Source organism: Thauera sp. SDU_THAU2, from assembly GCF_038260575.1.
GTDB lineage: Bacteria > Pseudomonadota > Gammaproteobacteria > Burkholderiales > Rhodocyclaceae > Thauera.
This window is the reverse complement of record NZ_JBBWUN010000003.1, coordinates 1,547,086-1,563,228: the sequence shown is the minus strand read 5'-3', so window position 1 is coordinate 1,563,228 and position 16,143 is coordinate 1,547,086. Positions and strand designations below refer to the sequence as shown.

14 protein-coding genes and 1 pseudogene are annotated in these 16,143 nt (G+C 63.7%); 7 read left to right on the top strand and 8 right to left on the bottom strand.

Annotation, left to right across the window (positions count from 1 at the left end):
• The first annotated feature begins 47 nt into the window (after nt 1-47).
• The 6 genes and pseudogenes from AAFL97_RS08570 (at nt 48) to AAFL97_RS08545 (ending at nt 5,871) form a co-directional block, all read left to right on the top strand.
• Nucleotides 48-1,181, top strand: coding sequence for an iron-containing alcohol dehydrogenase (locus tag AAFL97_RS08570; RefSeq protein ID WP_341644548.1), 1,134 nt, complete (start codon nt 48-50; stop codon nt 1,179-1,181).
• Nucleotides 1,182-1,215: 34 nt separating this feature from the next.
• A complete protein-coding gene (locus AAFL97_RS08565) occupies nt 1,216-2,802 on the top strand; it encodes an aldehyde dehydrogenase (NADP(+)) (protein WP_341644547.1) in 1,587 nt (528 codons plus the stop codon).
• Between the two features lie 51 nt (nt 2,803-2,853).
• Nucleotides 2,854-3,345 (top strand): annotated as a pseudogene (locus tag AAFL97_RS08560) (Bug family tripartite tricarboxylate transporter substrate binding protein); the annotation flags it as partial.
• 97 nt (nt 3,346-3,442) lie between these two features.
• Entirely contained in the window at nt 3,443-3,841 is a 399-nt protein-coding gene (locus tag AAFL97_RS08555; protein WP_341644546.1) for a tripartite tricarboxylate transporter substrate-binding protein, read from the top strand.
• Between the two features lie 12 nt (nt 3,842-3,853).
• On the top strand, nt 3,854-4,339 hold the full coding sequence (locus AAFL97_RS08550) for a tripartite tricarboxylate transporter TctB family protein (RefSeq protein ID WP_341644545.1): 486 nt from the start codon (nt 3,854-3,856) through the stop codon (nt 4,337-4,339).
• A gap of 5 nt (nt 4,340-4,344) precedes the next feature.
• Nucleotides 4,345-5,871, top strand: a complete 1,527-nt coding sequence (locus AAFL97_RS08545) for a tripartite tricarboxylate transporter permease (RefSeq protein ID WP_341644544.1) — start codon at nt 4,345-4,347, stop codon at nt 5,869-5,871.
• A gap of 193 nt (nt 5,872-6,064) precedes the next feature.
• On the opposite strand, the gene AAFL97_RS08540 is transcribed toward AAFL97_RS08545, so the two are convergent.
• The 7 genes from AAFL97_RS08540 to AAFL97_RS08510 all read right to left on the bottom strand — a co-directional run bounded on the left by AAFL97_RS08540 (nt 6,065) and on the right by AAFL97_RS08510 (nt 14,668).
• The gene (locus tag AAFL97_RS08540; protein WP_341644543.1) at nt 6,065-6,526 is read right to left on the bottom strand and encodes an SH3 domain-containing protein; all 462 of its coding nucleotides are present in this window, start codon (nt 6,524-6,526) and stop codon (nt 6,065-6,067) included.
• 437 nt (nt 6,527-6,963) lie between these two features.
• Nucleotides 6,964-10,008, bottom strand: a complete 3,045-nt coding sequence (gene ydiJ, locus AAFL97_RS08535) for a D-2-hydroxyglutarate dehydrogenase YdiJ (RefSeq protein ID WP_341644542.1) — start codon at nt 10,006-10,008, stop codon at nt 6,964-6,966.
• A 118-nt stretch (nt 10,009-10,126) separates the two neighbouring features.
• The gene (locus AAFL97_RS08530) at nt 10,127-11,398 is read right to left on the bottom strand and encodes a TRAP transporter large permease (protein ID WP_341644541.1); all 1,272 of its coding nucleotides are present in this window, start codon (nt 11,396-11,398) and stop codon (nt 10,127-10,129) included.
• 2 nt (nt 11,399-11,400) lie between these two features.
• Nucleotides 11,401-12,066 (bottom strand): TRAP transporter small permease, encoded by a 666-nt coding sequence (locus AAFL97_RS08525; RefSeq protein WP_341644540.1) that lies wholly within the window; start codon nt 12,064-12,066, stop codon nt 11,401-11,403.
• A complete protein-coding gene (locus AAFL97_RS08520) occupies nt 12,005-12,940 on the bottom strand; it encodes a TRAP transporter substrate-binding protein (RefSeq protein ID WP_341644539.1) in 936 nt (311 codons plus the stop codon). The genes AAFL97_RS08525 and AAFL97_RS08520 overlap by 62 nt, the downstream gene beginning before the upstream one ends.
• Before the next feature lie 42 nt (nt 12,941-12,982).
• Nucleotides 12,983-13,678 carry an amidohydrolase family protein gene (locus AAFL97_RS08515; RefSeq protein ID WP_341644538.1) on the bottom strand — a complete coding sequence of 232 codons (696 nt, stop codon included), beginning with the start codon at nt 13,676-13,678 and terminating at the stop codon, nt 12,983-12,985.
• A gap of 222 nt (nt 13,679-13,900) precedes the next feature.
• Entirely contained in the window at nt 13,901-14,668 is a 768-nt protein-coding gene (locus tag AAFL97_RS08510; protein WP_341644537.1) for a FadR/GntR family transcriptional regulator, read from the bottom strand.
• Nucleotides 14,669-14,975: 307 nt separating this feature from the next.
• Between AAFL97_RS08510 and AAFL97_RS08505 the strand changes: the two genes are divergently transcribed.
• A complete protein-coding gene (locus AAFL97_RS08505) occupies nt 14,976-15,359 on the top strand; it encodes a DUF423 domain-containing protein (RefSeq protein ID WP_341644536.1) in 384 nt (127 codons plus the stop codon).
• Nucleotides 15,360-15,381: 22 nt separating this feature from the next.
• Here AAFL97_RS08505 and AAFL97_RS08500 read toward each other — a convergent pair whose 3' ends face one another.
• Nucleotides 15,382-16,101, bottom strand: coding sequence for a sterol desaturase family protein (locus AAFL97_RS08500; RefSeq protein ID WP_341644535.1), 720 nt, complete (start codon nt 16,099-16,101; stop codon nt 15,382-15,384).
• Nucleotides 16,102-16,143 lie beyond the last annotated feature (42 nt).

Here is a 16,143-nt window from a genome sequence, read left to right as displayed (position 1 = left end):
GCGTCTGCAAATCGAAATATTTTTGAAAATTGGAGGATGCGAAACATATGGCACTCATCAACTATGTGACCCAGGTGCAGTTCGGTTACGGCAGCGTCGAATTGTTGCAGGGCGAATGCGCCCGCCTGAACATTCAGCGCCCGCTGATCGTGACGGACGAGGGTATTCGCAAGGCGGGCCTGCTGGACCGCATTCAGGCGGTGCTTTCTCGACCTGCAGCCGTATTCGATCAGACCCCGCCGAATCCCAATGAAGGTGCCGTTCGTGCCGCCGTGGCGCTGTACCAGGAACACGAATGTGACGGCGTGATAGCGCTGGGCGGCGGCTCGTCCCTCGACCTCGCCAAGGGGGTCGCCGTTTGTGCCACGCACCCCGGCCCCTTGCAGCAGTTCGCGGTAATCGAAGGAGGATTGACGAAAATCACGTCGGCCACCGCACCGGTCATCGCCATCCCCACCACCGCCGGCACCGGCAGCGAAGTTGGGCGTGGCGCGATTCTCATCCTTAACGACGGCCGCAAGGTCGGCGTGATTTCCCCCTACGTCGTCCCGAAGGTTGCCATTTGCGACCCCGAGCTCACCCTGGGGCTGCCCGCGCAGCTTACCGCCGCCACCGGCATGGACGCCATTGCGCACTGCATGGAAACCTTCATGGCATCGGCCTTCAATCCGCCGGCGGACGGCATCGCACTCGACGGGCTGCGGCGCGCTTGGGCGCATATCGAGACCGCCACCCGTGAGCCCGCCAACCGCGATGCGCGACTCAACATGATGAGCGCTTCCATGCAGGGCGCGCTGGCATTTCAGAAAGGCCTCGGCTGCGTACACAGCCTGAGCCATTCGCTGGGCGGCCTGAATCCTTCGCTGCACCACGGCACCCTGAACGCCATTCTGTTGCCGGCCGTGATCCGCTTCAATGCCGCCGCAGACACCATGAAACAGGAAAACAAGCTCGCACGCATGGCCCAGGCCATGGCCTTGCCTGCTGAAGCGGACGTTGCCGAAGCGGTGCACGATCTGACGGCACGCCTGGGATTGCCGACTCGCCTCGGCGAACTGGGCATCACGGCCGAAATGTTCGAGCGCATCACGACCGGTGCCTTGGCCGATCACAGCCACAAGACCAATCCGCTCGACGCCAGCCCCGAAGACTACCGCCGCATTCTCGAGCAGTCGATGTAAGCCGTATCCACCCCGACGACATGGAGACATCTGCATGAGCATCACTCTGACCGGCCAGCAGTTCATCGGTGGCCAACGCAGCGGCCTGGGCCGTGCCGAACTGGCGAGTCTGGCCGCAGTCGACGGTGCCGCACACCCTGTACCCTACTTCCAGGCCACGCTCGAGGAAGTCACACAGGCGGTGGAGGCAGCCTCGGCCGCATATCCGGCCTTCCGCCAGTCGGCACCTGCAGCTCGGGCCACTTTCCTTGAAGCCGTTGCCGACGAAATCGACGGCTTGGGCGAGGATTTCATCGCTGACGTGGTACGCGAGACTGCGCTGCCTGCCGCGCGCATCAGCGGCGAACGCGCACGCACGAGCGGACAGCTGCGGCTGTTTGCCGGCATCCTGAGGCGCGGCGATTTCCTTGGCGCCCGAATCGATCGCGCACTACCAGACCGTACGCCGCTACCGCGCCCGGATCTGCGCCAGGTGCGGATCGGCCTGGGCCCGGTCGCCGTGTTCGGGGCGAGCAACTTTCCGCTCGCTTTCTCCGTCGCGGGCGGCGATACGGCGTCGGCCCTCGCCGCAGGGTGTCCGGTCGTGGTCAAGGCCCATTCCAGCCACATGGCCACTGCCGAGTGGGTGGGACAGGCCATCGAACGCGCCGTACTCAAGACCGGCATGCCGGCCGGTGTCTTCAACATGGTCTATGGCAACCGCGTGGGCCAGGACCTGGTATTGGCGCCCGGCATCAAGGCCGTTGGCTTCACCGGCTCACTGGCTGGCGGACGTGCCTTGTGCGACCTGGCCGCTGCCCGTCCGGAGCCCATCCCGGTATTTGCCGAAATGTCGAGCATCAACCCGGTCTGGCTGATGCCTGAGGCACTGCGCACACGCGGCGATCGCATTGCAACCGACCTCGCAGCCTCCGTCACGCTGGGCTGCGGGCAGTTCTGCACCAATCCGGGCCTGGTACTGGCCGTGGATTCCGCCGAAACCGAGAACTTCATCGACAGGCTCGGCGAGGCACTCTCCGCGTCGCCCGAGCAGGCCATGCTCAACCGCCAGATTCTCGAACATTACCGGCAAGGCGTGGCCCGGCTGGCGGCGCTGCCGGGCGTCGCCCGGCTGGCTGGCGGCGAAGCGGAGCCGGGCAAGGCCCGCGCACACCTGTTCCGTGCAGCTCCCGATCTGCTGTTCGATACCGCCCGTCCGCTGGAAAACGAGGTCTTTGGCCCCGCCACCGTCGTGATCACCGTGCCGGATACCGAAACCCTGGCGCGCTTCTTTGCCGCCATGCAGGGGCAGCTGACCATGACGCTGCAGGCAGAAGCTTCCGACCTGGAATCCCATGCAGGCCTGCTCGCACAGCTGGAGCACCGCGCCGGGAGACTGCTGCTCAACGGCTATCCCACCGGTGTCGAAGTCTGCGATGCGATGGTCCACGGCGGCCCCTACCCCGCCACTTCGGACTCGCGCGGCACCTCGGTCGGCACACTCGCCATCGACCGCTTCCTGCGCCCGGTCTGCTTCCAGAACTACCCGGACGCGTACCTGCCTCCTGCGCTCAGGGACGCCAACCCGCTGGGCATCGTGCGCCTGGTCGACGGCCAGCCGACCCGCGATGCGCTGAACTGACGCCAATACCGCCACCCCCAGATCATCGTCAATACACAAAAGGAGACAGAGATGATGCCGAACAAGACCTTTCGCAAGCACATCGTTGCCATTGCGCTTGCATTTCCCCTCGGTTCGATGGCGCTCGGCGCACATGCCGATTATCCGGAGCGCCCGATTCAGCTGATCGTGCCCTGGGCTGCTGGCGGCGGCAGCGATGCCATTGCCCGCACCATTGCAATCGCCCTCGAACAGGAACTGGGCCAGCCGATCAACGTGGTCAACCGGGCCGGGGGCGGCAGCGTGGTCGGCCACACCGTGCTGGCCAATGCCAAGCCGGACGGCTACACCATCGGCATGATGACCGGCGAGGTCAACATGATGCATTGGCAGGGGCTGACCAAGCTGACCTACAAGGACTACACCCCCATCGCGCAGATCAACTACGACTACGCCGGCGTGCAGGTCAGTGCCGACTCGCCGTACAAGAACGTCGGCGAATTGATCGAAGCGATTCGCAGCAAACCTGCAGGCACCCTGAAGGCCTCGGGCGTGGGCCAAGGCGGCATCTGGCACGTGGCCTTCGGCGGCTTGCTGGTAGGACCAGGGGCTCGATCCCAAGGCGGTGCGCTGGATCCCGAGCGAAGGGGCCGCCCCGGCCATGACCGACCTGGTGGCCGGCGGCATCGACATTGCCCCCACTTCGGTGCCCGAAGCCCGTTCCATGATCGACGCCGGACGAGTCAAATCGCTGGCCCTCATGGCGCCCGAACGCAATCCCGTCTTCGCCGACGTGCCGACGCTCAAGGAAGAAATCGGCTCCAGCTACACGCTGGGTGAATGGCGTGCCATCGGCGGCCCCAAGGGAATGGATCCGGCCATCGTCGCCAGGCTCGAAGCGGCGCTGGAGAAAGCCTACCAGAGCAGCATCTACCAGGATTTCATGAAGAAACAGGGGTTCGGCGCCGTATGGCGCAATACCGCCGACTTCACCGAGTTCCTGGAAAAAACCGACGCAATCATGGGCGATACGGTGGATAAGTTGGGACTGAAGCGTTGAGGACCAACGATCATGTACAACTTCTTCGCACAGAAGCTCAGTGAGTTGCTGGCGGGGGTGCTGGTTTCGGCCCTGGGCATCTACGTTCTCGTGGAAGCCCGGGGTTTTCCCACCTTGCCTGGCAACGACTACGGAGCCGACCTGTTTCCCCGGCTGATCGGCTATGGCATGGCAGCCGGCGGAGCCTGGCTGGCACTGGCCAGCGTCCGGCCCGTCCTGCGGCATGCCTCGCAACGCTCCACCGAGCCATTCACGCAACAGCTGGAGTGGTTCTGCCGGCTGCTCCTGCCTGTGCTTCTGGTCATCGGCTACCTGCTGCTGGCCGATACGCTGGGCGCCATTCCCACCCTGGTTCTGATTGTCGCAATGCTGATGCTGATCAGTGGCGTGCGGCCGCTGCTTGCCGTGCCGATCGCATTGCTGACTGCGGCCTTGATCTGGCTCTCCTTCGTCCACATGCTCAAGGTCCCGCTGCCGCTGGGCCTGATGAACGGGTGACAAGCATGGATCCTATCCTGAATGGCATGTCGCTGGTCTTCAATGCCCAGACCCTTATTGTAATTATCGCGTCGGCCGCTTTTGGCATGTTCGTCGGAGCCATCCCCGGCTTGACAGCTACCATGGCAGTCTCCCTGCTGGTGCCCGTCACCTATTTCATGGAGCCCATTCCCGCCATCGCTGCCATGGTCACGACTGCTGCCGTGACCATTTTCGCCGGCGACATTCCCGGAGCCTACCTGCGCATCCCCGGAACACCATCCTCGGCAGCCTACGTCGAAGAGGCATACGCGTTTTCTCAACATGGTAAAGCCAGTGAGTGCCTGGGCATCGCTCTGGTCTGTTCGGTAATCGGTGGTATCGCTGGCACCTTGGTGTTGATCTTTGTTGCCCCTTATCTGGCCGAGGTTGCACTCAAGTTCAGTTCATTCGAATACTTCTGGCTTGCCGTGCTGGGCTTGAGCTGTGCAATCTTCATTTCACCTGGTTCACGACTGAAGGGGCTCTTGTCACTATGTATCGGCCTATTCCTCGCCACCATCGGACTGAACACGATCACCGGCTCACCCCGCTTCACCTTCGACGTACCCGACCTGATGGCGGGCGTGAACTTCATTCCCGTCATGATCGGGATGTTCGCCATTGCCGAGGTCATGAAGTTCACTGCCACGCCCGGTTCCAACCTCAAGGTGACCGTGCGCGACTCCGGCAAGGTCTTCGGCGAAGTCAGGCCGGCACTGCGCACGTACTGGAAATCCGTCCTGCGCGGCAGCAGCACCGGCAGCCTGATCGGCGTGTTGCCCGGTGCCGGTGCGGACATTGCGGCCTGGATGTCCTACGCCATCAGCCGCAAATGTTCCCGCACACCGGAGAAATTCGGTACGGGCCACATCGAAGGTATCGTCGAGGCGGGTTCGTCCAATAACGCCGCCGTCAGCGGCTCATGGGTCCCAGCACTGGTATTCGGCATTCCAGGTGACTCGATCACGGCAGTGGTCATCGGCGTGCTTTACATGAAAGGCATGAACCCCGGTCCGGCGATTTTCCTCGGTGGCGGAGAAATGATCTACGCCCTGTTCACCGTGTTCATCGTCGCCAATCTGATCATGTTGCCGGTCGGCTACCTGGCGATTCGCGCCGGCAAGGGGTTCGTTGCCACCCCCGCACGCATCGTCATGCCGGTGGTGCTGGCCTTCTGCGTCGTGGGCGCCTATTCGATCAACAACTCCTCGGTCGATATCGTGCTGATGCTGATTGCCGGTGTTTGCGCCTATGGGCTCGGGAGGGCCGGCTTTCCCATCGCCCCCATCATCCTGGGCCTGGTGCTGGGCGGCCTGCTCGAAAAGAGCTTCATGACCTCGATGATGCGCAGCGATGGCAACCTGCTCGAATTCTTCTCGCGGCCGATCAGTGCGGGCTTGGGAATACTGGTGCTGCTCGTGTGGCTGCTGCCCGTCCTGCTCAAATCATGGCAACTGGTTCGGCGCCCTGCGAAACCGATGATCGATGCAGGCAAGGGGGCGGAAGGCTGACCGGCCTGCAACCCGGCCCGGGCGGAGACTGCACCGGCTGCATGGCGCAATCCCGGGCAGCAGACCGCTACATTCCCCGCCCGGGCCGTGGGCACACACGGTCTGCGCTGCCTGCTGCCTCGATGACGGCCCATGCGGTGATGTGCTCCGGCGACCTGTATCCGACGGCGTGCGGCGACCGGCCGGGCGACGCTCACCAGCCCCAGAGCAGTTGGCGCGACACCCAGCCCTCGCCCAGCGACTCGTGCCTCACCTTGACCCACTGCCTCTGCTTCTGCAGGGTGCGCAGCGTTTCGCCGTACGCCATCGAGCCCTTGACGCGATACTTCGTACCCGGGCCGCTGCGCAGGTTGGCCTTGCTGGCCTTGACGACGTGATGCGGTGTAGCAGCCGTCAGCGAACGCGACACCCAGCCGCTGTCGCCCTCGAAATCCTTGACCTTGAGCCAGTCGGCCTGGCGGGAGACGACCTGCAGCGGATAGCCCCGGCTCAGTTGCCAGATCACGGGATGCCGGGTGCCGGGGCCTTCGCGCATGTTGAGCATCTGCGACTTGACACTGACCATCGATTGCGCAAAAGCGCTGCCAGTCGACAGCAGCAAGGCCAGTGCCACCGTGGCGACGCGGGGAATGATGGGCAGGATTTTCTCTGGCATGGGACGGTGCTCTCCTTCTCGCACGTTGAACGGACAGCCTATGGGAGCACAACCGGGATCAACGGTTCCCCGCACATGGCACGGACGTCAGGGCGCGTCCTGTGAGCACACCCACAAGACCTTGGCGTCATCCGGGCCGCCGGAGACGATGACATGGCTCATGGTGCTGTCGAAGCAGCAGGGGCCGCCTTCAGTCAACCACGGCAGCGCATGACAGTTGCACCATCACCGCTCCGCACGGCACGTGGATGAACGCCTCGCCGTCATGACACGGCGGCCCCGGGAAATCCGAGGTCTCGCGCGCCTCGATCGCGGTCACCGGCGGGATGGAGCACTGACCCCGGAAGGCCGCTGCGCAGGATCCAAGGCGATTGACGCATCGGCTCGCACAGGCATGGGCCACTTGGCCAAGCAGCTTCAGCCATGCCCTGAACTCGTCACCTGGCTCGAACGTGGTCCAGCAAAGCCTGCAACGGATGCCTCAGCTGCCGCTCCGCCAGGCGCTTGACCTGGCTGCGGCATGAATAGCCGGTGGCCAGCGCTTCGCCGCCATGCTCCGCAGCTTCGACATGAGCAGCCCAGGATTGGGCATAGATCTTCCTGGAAGTCTCGAAATTGCGTGCCTCGTGGCCATAGGTGCCGGACATGCCGCAACAGCCGGTGGCCTGCACCTCCAGGCGCAGCCCGCGGCGTTCGAAGACCTGCAGCCACTGCCTGGCGCTGTCCGGCGCATTGGTCTTCTCGGTGCAGTGCGGCAACAATCTGAACGCAGGCGCTTTGCCGCCGGTCGTGGCCGGCGGCAGCACCTCGAGCAGCCATTCCTGCGGCAGCGCGACGCGGGGCACTTCACCGATGCCGGGCACCTTGAGATATTCCTGCCGATAGGTCAGCGTCATCGCCGGATCCAGCCCGACCAGCGGAATGCCGGACTGCGCCAGCCGCGCCAGCTGCGAGGCATTGCGGATCGCCGCCCTGGCAAAGGCGTCCATGAAGCCCTGCACGTGCAGCGGCTTGCCGTTCGGGTTGAGCGGCGCCAGCCATACCCGGTGTCCGAGACGTGCCGCCAGTTCGATCAGCGTCGCAAGCTGCTCGGTATCGAAGTAGCGGGTGAAGGTGTCCTGCACGATGACGACGCTGCGCGCGCGCTCCGCCTCGCTCAGTTCGGCCAGCGCCTGTTCGCTTGCCGGCCGCACCTGCCACTGCCGCAGCGTGGCCGCCAAGTCGTGGCGGCTCAGCAGCGGGCTATCGACCATGCCGGCATGCTGCGCCAGCAAGTTGCGCACCCAAGAAGCGCGCATCAGGCCGTTGTACAGGACCGGCAGCCGGGCCAGCCACGGCATGGTGAATTCCAGCGAACCGATCAGGTAGTCGCGCAGCGGCCGCAGGTAGCGGCGGTGGTAGAGCTCGAGGAAACGCGAGCGGAACTCCGGCACGTTGACCTTGACCGGGCACTGCCCGGCACAGGACTTGCACGCCAGGCAGCCGGCCATCGCCTCGTAGACCTCGTGCGAAAAATCCGCCTCGCCGCGTCGTGCCGCGCGGCTGTTGCGCCAGCGGCTGGCCAGGCTGGACAGGAATGGCTGCGGCTCGCGCGCCACGTCGAGCACGTTCACACCGGCCCGGCCTTGCAGCCTCAGCCATTCGCGCATCAGCGACGCGCGCCCCTTGGGCGAATGCACCCGCTCGCGGGTGGCTTTCCACGACGGGCACATGGCGTCGTCGGGGTCGAAGTTGTAGCAGGCGCCGTTGCCGTTGCAGTGCATCGCCGTGCCGTAGCTCTGCCATACCCGTTCGTCGATCTGGCGGTCGAGTTCGCCGCGGGTGCTCACTTCGTCGATCTTCAGCAACAGGGTCTTGCTGTCGGGCGGCGTCGCGATCTTGCCCGGATTGAACTGGTTGTACGGATCGAAGGCGGCCTTCAACTGCTGCAGCGAGGGATAAAGCTCGCCGAAAAAAGCAGGGGCATATTCCGAGCGCACCCCCTTGCCGTGCTCACCCCACAACAGGCCGCCATAGCGCTGCGTCAGCGCTGCGACTCCGTCGGTGATCGGCCGCACCAGCGCAGCATCCCGCGGGTCCTTCATATCCAGTGCCGGACGCACGTGCAGCACGCCCGCATCGACGTGGCCGAACATGCCGTACTGCAGGCCATGGCTGTCCAGCAATGCACGAAACTCGGCAATGAAGTCGGCCAGGTTCTCGGGCGGCACCGCGGTGTCTTCGACGAAAGGCTGCGGCCTGGCTTCGCCTTCGACGTTGCCCAGCAGGCCGACGGCACGCTTGCGCATCGCATAGACACGCTTGACTGCGTCATTGCCGACCGCCAGGGTATGGCCCAGACGCTCGACGCTGGTGTCGGCCTGCAGGTGCTCGGTGAAGGCGCGGACGCGGGCATCGACTTCTTCGGCGTCGTCGCCGCTGAACTCGACCAGGTTGATGCCGAGCGTCGGCCGCTGCGCATCCTGCGGGAAGTACTCGGCGACGCTGTTCCAGACGAAGTCCTGCATCGCCAGCAGCAGCACCCTGGAGTCGACCGTCTCGATCGACAGCGGCTGCAGCGCCATCAGCGCGCGGGCATCGCGCAGCGCATCCATGAAGCCGGCGTAGCGCACGTTGACCAGCACCGCATACTTCGGGATCGGCAGCACGTTGAGCCTGGCTTCGACGACGAAACCGAGCGAACCTTCGGCGCCGCACAGTACGCTGTTGAGGTTGAAGCGCCCGTCCGCTTCGCGCAGATGGGCCAGGTCGTAGCCGGTCAGGCAGCGGTTGAGCCGGGGGAACTTGGCTTCGATGAGTTCGGCCTTGTCCTCGCTGATGCGCCGTGCCGTGCGATAGACCTGGCCGGCGCGGCCCGGCAGCTCGCACATGCGGTCGAGCGCCTCCTCATCCAGCGGCACGCTCTGCAGCCGCTCGCCGCCGAGCAGCACGAAATCCAGCGCCAGCACGTGGTCGCGGGTCTTGCCATAGACGCAACTGCCCTGCCCACTGGCATCGGTGTTGATCATGCCGCCGATGGTCGCCCGGTTCGAGGTGGACAGCTCGGGCGCGAAGAACAGCCCGTGCGGCTTCAGCGCGGCATTGAGCTGGTCCTTGACCACGCCCGCCTCCACCCGCACCCAGTGCTCGTCGGCGTTGATCTCGAGGATGCGGTTCATATGGCGGGACAGGTCCATCACCACGCCATGCGTCAGCGACTGGCCGTTGGTACCGGTGCCGCCGCCGCGCGGCATCAGCACCACCTTGCGGTACTCGGGCCGGGCCAGCAGCCTGGCCACCAGCGCGGTATCGCCGGCATGGGCCGGATACACCACGGCCTGGGGCAGGCGCTGGTAGATGGAGTTGTCGGTGGCCAGCACGGTGCGGCTGGCGTAATCCGTACGGACTTCCCCGTCGAATCCCGCCGCTTCCAGCGCGGCGAGAAAATCGCGGCATTCGGCAGGCAGGTCAGGAGCCGTATTTGGCAGAGCGGCGATGGACATGGATGAGCATGAAATGAAAAGCGGGAGTCTCGATCGCTGTCGGGCGGGCAGCACGGCGAAATCATGAATCTCATGCATGATCTCGCTGCAGCGTCCCGCGCAGGCAGGTGTTCGGTGGCTAATCGATCAGTGCCAGCGAAAAGCCAGGTACATAGGTCACGATCATCAGGACCACCAGCATCATGATCACGAATGGAAGGATGGCGCGCGCCACCGGCCACAGCTTCAAGCCGCTGAGTGCAATGCCGACGAACAGGCAATATCCCACTGGCGGTGACGCCATGCCGATTGCGACGTTGGTCACGATGATGGAGCCGAAGTGGATGGGGTCGACGCCGAACTGATTGGCAATCGCTATCAGCATGGGGCCGAAGATCACCATGATCGCCACCTCGTCCATGACTGCTGCCAGCAGGAAGAAACTCAGGTTCAGCGCTGCCAGCATCAGCCAGTGGTTCTGGATGTTGTCTCCCAGCCATTGGGCCAGGTTCATGGCAATCTGTTCCTGTGCCACCAGAAAGCCGAAACCCGTGGATACCGCGACGATCGCCATGATCATGGCGCTGACCGACATGGCTCTGGCAATGATGCCCGGCAGGTTTTTCAGGTTGAGGGAACGATAGATGAAAAAACCCACGAACAAGGCGTGAACGCAGGCTACGACAGCGGCTTCCGTCGGTGTGAAGGCGCCAGCGTAGATTCCGCCCAGCACGATGACCGGCCCCAACAAAGCCCAGATACCCTCACGCAAGGCCTGCAGGATTTCCTTGGGCGAAGCCCGCTGTTGGCGCGGACGCCCGGTACGGATGGCATTCCAGGTCACCATGCCCATCAGGCCGACAGCCATCAGCAAGCCTGGCATCACACCCGAGAGGAAGAGCTTGGAGATGGACTGCTCGGCGATCACGCCCCAGATCACGAATGCGATGGAAGGCGGAATCAGCGGAGCCAGCACGCCGGACGCCACCGTCAGGGCCGTGGCATAGGCTTTGCTGTAGCCGCGCTCGACCATGGCGGGAATCATGATGACGCCGATGGCCGCCACGGTTGCCGGTGCCGAGCCGCTGATGGCCGCGAAGATCAGCGCGGCCACCACGGTAACGTGTCCCAGATCGCCGGGCAGGTGGCGAACGAACACGTCCGCCACGCGGACCAGGCGCCTGGAAAGGCCGCTGGCGGACATCAGTTCGCCCGCCAGCATGAAGAAAGGGATGGCCAGCAGGCTGAAGCTCTGCGTCCCCGCCAACATGGTCTGCGGCAACAGCATCGGCTCGATGCCACTGACCAGGATCACCAACAGCACGCAAATGCCGATGGCAAAGGCAAAAGGCAGGCCCAGCAGCGCCAGGATCCCGAAGCCTGCGGTCAGAATGAGAGAAGTGCTGCTCATGGTCAGGCCGCCTCATCCTGGGTTTGCACCTTCGCCTGCACAGGCCCCAGCACCAGCGACTCCAGCGCGAACAGGAAGGTGAATATCCCGCAGACAGGTGCGGCGGCATAAAGATAGGCCATCGGGAACGCAATGGCTGCCGACGTGGTGCCGAACGCGTCCACCGTGTAGTTGTATCCCGACCATGCGAGAAACAGGCCGAACAGCGCAATCATCAATGCGCATGCCCGCTCCACCAGGCTACGCAGAGCTTGCGGAAAATGATCGACAAGCACATCCATGCGCACGTGGATCAGTTCCCGCACGCCAAGCGCCATTGCCAACAGCATCGACCAGGTAAAACAGGCCAGCGCAAACTCTTCGCTCCATGACAGGGCTTGCTCCATCACAAAGCGCATGAACACCTGCAGTGCGAGGACCAGCAGCATGGCAATGGCAAGCCCCACGACGATTGCCCTGATGGCGGAGGCAATTCCACCTGCCAGCGCCCGACAGACGATGGCGGCAGATCTTTCCTGATGAGTTTGGCCGGCCATGGCTGTCACTTGATCCAGAGAGCTCAGCACGCTGTTCAAGAGCTCGCCCAGCTTGCTCTTGCTGACATCGTCATACACCGGCTTGACGGATTCGCGGAATTTGGCCACGTCGGAAATTTCGTTGACCTGCATGCCTTTGCGCTTCCAGATCCTCCAGAATTTCCTGGCTGTCGGCTGCTGTTTGCTTTCGTTGTGCCGCTACTGCCTCCTTGGCGGCGCCGAGCACTGCCTCGCGCTGTTCCGGCTTGAGTTTGTCCAGCGAACGCTTGCTGATCACGAAACCGAGCACCGAGTAGGTGTGATTCGTCAGCGACAGGTATTTCGTCACCTCGTCGTATTTGTTGGCCTGAGTGACCGCCAGCGGAATCTCCAAACCGTCGATCGTGCCCTGTTGGACGGCGGTGAACGTTTCGCCCCAGGCCATCGGCACGGCGGAGCCGCCGAGCGCATTGAACATGTTGATGTAAATGGGGTTCTGCATGACGCGGAACTTGATCCCGTTGACATCGTTGGGTTCGACGATCGGACGTTTGTTGTTGACCATGCTGCGGAAGCCGCCTTCCATGTAGCCCAAGGTGACGATGCCTTTTGCCTGCAGCCGCTTGGCAAGCTCGGCGCCGTATTCGCCATCGAGCACGCGGTGCGCCTGTGCTTCGTTGCCGAACAGGAATGGCATGTCGTTCAACTGGAAGGCGGGCTCGAGCTGGGCGATGACCGCATTGGTGATGATGCCGCCATCCACCGTGCCGAAACGCATGCCCTCCAACATCTGGCGTTCATCGCCCAATTGGCGGTTGGGAAACAGCTGCACGCTCAGTTCGCCATTGCTCAGACGCTCTGCGGCTTCCTTGAAAGCTCGGGCGCCGACCGCATAGGGATCACGCTCGCCGTCGGACGTGGTCCAACCGATTTTCAGCGTGGTCGCCGCCTGTGCAACCCCAAAACCGGCCATGCCGACGACGGCAGCGACAGATACCGCAGTTGCGGACAGATAACGCTTCATCATTATTGTGTCTCCTCTACGAAATATGAAACCGGCAGCCATCCGTCAGATGGGGGAACTGTCGGCCCAGTACAGGCGCCGCGGATTCTCCGCCAGCACCTTTATCCATTGATCGGGGGAAAGCCAGCCGGCCAACGCATCGAGAATGTCGGTGTCGTCGGCCATGGGTGCCGCAATCGACGGATGAGGCCAATCCGACCCCCACACCAGGCGGGATTCGTTTGCCTGCAACAGCGCTTCCGCCAGTGGAGCGACATCGGTGTAATTCTTCCGCTGCTCCGATATGCGGTAGGCGCCGGACAGCTTCACCCAGGCGCGCCCTTCCCGCACCAGGGACAACAGGTTCTGGAAGCCCTTGCTCTCCAGGGCGCTCTCTGCCGGCAAGTGGCCGAAATGATCGACGACGACAGGCAGGCCGAGATCAGCAATCCTGCCGACGATGTCCGGGTCGGCACCGACATCGACCAGTAGTTGCAGGTGCCAGCCATGCTCCCTGACCCTGTCCGCAATCGCGCGCATCCGGGACAGGCTGGTTCCGCCGGAAAACAGGGCATTGCAGCGCGTGCCTCGCGCGCCCAACGCATGCCAGCGAGCGATGTCTTCCTCCGGCGTGTCGTCATAGACGACAGCCACGCCGCGCATCCATCCTGCACAGGCCGCCAAGGTGTCTTCGAACGTGGCGTGATCCTTGCCGTATCGCTCCCGGGTGCACCAGGATCGCGCGCTCCGCGCCAACCACATTCAGCATCCTGCGGTATTCGGCCAGAGGCGCGGGCGTCGGCGTATAGCTTCGAACCTCGCCGAGGGGATAGCGCTGCACGTCCTCGAACACGTGGAAGTGACAATCGCATGCACCCGCCGGCAGAGCCCGTCGGGGCGGACGTGTCGCGGGCAGGAAAGACAGATAGTTTTCAGCGGACATTTAGGATGGCGGATATGGACGATGTGTCTGTTTTTCTTGTCTCAGGCCGACGGGTCCGTGCCTGAGAACCGGAGCTCCAGCCGCCTTGCCGCACCTTCCAGGTGCAAGCGCATGGCCTGTCCCGCCTCGATGGGATTGCGCTCGAGGATGGCCCGGTATATGGCTTCGTGTTCTCTTTGGGCCTGCTCCGGGCGCCCCGGCGTGCGGCTGCTGTTGGCCCGTGCGGTACTGACGGCCTTGGATAAGGTGCCGTGCAGGAAATTGGCCAACTGCCACAAGGCCTGATTCCGGGTGGCGCCGGCAATGGCCAGATGGAACTGCACGTCGTCGTGGGTGCCGTCCTGGTTGGTCTGCAATGCTTGAGCCATCGCATCCAGATGCCTTTCCAGCAGCTCCAGATCGCTGCCGGTGCGCCGGCTCGCCGCAAGTTCCGCGCAGGATCGTTCCACGTGCAGACGCATTTCGAAGGTGTCCGCCAGCATGTTGCGCGTTGCAGGGTCGTCCAGCTCCAGCCGCAGGCTGTGCATCGCCGTGTGTGACCGGACATAGACCCCGGAACCTTGACGCGGCTCGATATAGCCATCGTGCTTCAGGCGCGACAGCGCCTCTCGCACCATGGGCGGACTGACGTTGAAATCTTCCGCCAGCTGCTTTGTGGACGGCAGCTTGGTTCCCGGCGGGTACATACCGGTACGGACACGTTCGACCAGGATCGATGTGATCTCGTCCGATAGACGACGCGGCGTCTTCAGTGCGTTGTTGCTGGGCGGCGAAGAAGGAAGCATTTGCTGACTCTCCATGATCATCATGTTATCTGATAACTTTATAAATAGAGTATTTGGGTAATCCCTAACGGATTGAAGCAAGAACCACGGGCTGTTTTCGACCCTCCCAAGGAGCAGATCAGAGAATCTGCACATCGCAAGCTCGACGGGACGCCCACAGGAAATGTTGCCTGGAGTTCTCGACGAGCTTACTGCGGATGTCCTCATCAGCATTGAATGTTCTCATCCGCGAGCTTATAACCCGGAACATCCGAAACTCCAGCCAGCCAGGACTCCAGGCTGCCTGCATCCACTGCCGTCCTTCTCCTCTCCGATCCGATCCGATAGCCCCATGCACAACGATCTCTCCCGCTTCCCTCTCATCGCCGGTAGCCTGCTTGCTGCGCTCGGCGTCGCTTTCGGTGCTTTCGGCGCACATGGCCTGCGCAGCCTGCTCGACGCCAATGCCCTTGGCTGGTGGCAGACGGCGGTGGAGTACCAGATGTGGCATGCGATCAGCCTGATCGCGCTGGGAGCGGCCCGGCTGCCGCGCAGCCTGCTGCCTGCCCTGCTGTTGACCGCGGGTACGGTGATTTTCGCCGGTACGCTGTACCTGATGGCGCTGGGCGGGCCGCGCTGGCTGGGAGCGGTGACACCGATCGGCGGCAGCCTGATGATCCTGGGCTGGGTAGTACTCGCCTGGCAGGCGCTGCGCACGGGCAAGCAGCGGTCCTGAATCCGCCCCCGAACTTCCGTCCTCAGCGCCCCCGCGCCGATGGCGGGCAGGTTCCGAAGCAGCGGTCCCAGAAATCCGTCAGCGTGCCGAAAGCCAGGCTTTCGTCCTTGAAGTGATGCCAGGCGTGGTGCTCGCGCAGATACGGCAGCCATTGCCCGCTCAGTTCATGCCCATGCAGCCGCTGATGCACGCTTTCCTGCAGCACGTCGCCGAGCAGCAGGCCGGCCGAGAAAGGCGCCGCCAGGCTGTCCGGCCCCAGCACGAGCAAAGGCAGGCCAAGCAAGGCCAGCACCAGCCCGAGACTGAATACGACGGGAACCCGCAGCGGTTCCAGCGGCCTGTCATGGTGCTGCAGATGCCACGCAGTGAACGGCTCGACGCCGTGCATGAAGAAGCGGTGCAGCAGGTATTCGACCAGCGTCCACGCCGCCAGCCCGGCAAGCAGCGCCAGCATCAAAGCCCCCGCTCCGGCCGCCTGCGGCCACGTCAGCCAAGCGACGCCCAGACCGAGCGCCGGCAGCGCCAACGAGGCGGGAAAAGGCAGCGCGACACGAATCCACCACGGCTCAGCCATCGCTCTCCCCTCCGGCAGCAGCTCCCAGGCGTAGAGCACGCCCGATTCGTTGAAGCCCGTGCCGGTCTCGGTGTCATGCCACCAGGCAAGGCCGCGGCCATCGCGGCCATCGAAGCGCCAGGCGCGGATTTCGCCGCTGCACAGGCGCACCGGATAGATCCGACCCACTTCCAGCTCCATATCGCCTCCTCCTGCGTGCTCCTCTTCGCA

Bases quoted from the DNA above. Each gene is read 5' to 3' on its own strand.
- AAFL97_RS08525 (WP_341644540.1), bottom strand. From the start codon at position 12,066: ATGCAGGTCAACGAAATTTCCGACGTGGCCAAATTCCGCGAATCCGTC.
- AAFL97_RS08515 (WP_341644538.1), bottom strand. From the start codon at position 13,678: ATGTGGTTGGCGCGGAGCGCGCGATCCTGGTGCACCCGGGAGCGATAC.
- AAFL97_RS08520 (WP_341644539.1), bottom strand. From the start codon at position 12,940: ATGATGAAGCGTTATCTGTCCGCAACTGCGGTATCTGTCGCTGCCGTC.
- AAFL97_RS08555 (WP_341644546.1), top strand. From the start codon at position 3,443: ATGACCGACCTGGTGGCCGGCGGCATCGACATTGCCCCCACTTCGGTG.
- AAFL97_RS08570 (WP_341644548.1), top strand. From the start codon at position 48: ATGGCACTCATCAACTATGTGACCCAGGTGCAGTTCGGTTACGGCAGC.
- AAFL97_RS08505 (WP_341644536.1), top strand. From the start codon at position 14,976: ATGCACAACGATCTCTCCCGCTTCCCTCTCATCGCCGGTAGCCTGCTT.
- AAFL97_RS08565 (WP_341644547.1), top strand. From the start codon at position 1,216: ATGAGCATCACTCTGACCGGCCAGCAGTTCATCGGTGGCCAACGCAGC.
- AAFL97_RS08510 (WP_341644537.1), bottom strand. From the start codon at position 14,668: ATGATGATCATGGAGAGTCAGCAAATGCTTCCTTCTTCGCCGCCCAGC.
- AAFL97_RS08530 (WP_341644541.1), bottom strand. From the start codon at position 11,398: ATGAGCAGCACTTCTCTCATTCTGACCGCAGGCTTCGGGATCCTGGCG.
- AAFL97_RS08545 (WP_341644544.1), top strand. From the start codon at position 4,345: ATGGATCCTATCCTGAATGGCATGTCGCTGGTCTTCAATGCCCAGACC.
- AAFL97_RS08550 (WP_341644545.1), top strand. From the start codon at position 3,854: ATGTACAACTTCTTCGCACAGAAGCTCAGTGAGTTGCTGGCGGGGGTG.
- AAFL97_RS08540 (WP_341644543.1), bottom strand. From the start codon at position 6,526: ATGCCAGAGAAAATCCTGCCCATCATTCCCCGCGTCGCCACGGTGGCA.
- ydiJ (WP_341644542.1), bottom strand. From the start codon at position 10,008: ATGTCCATCGCCGCTCTGCCAAATACGGCTCCTGACCTGCCTGCCGAA.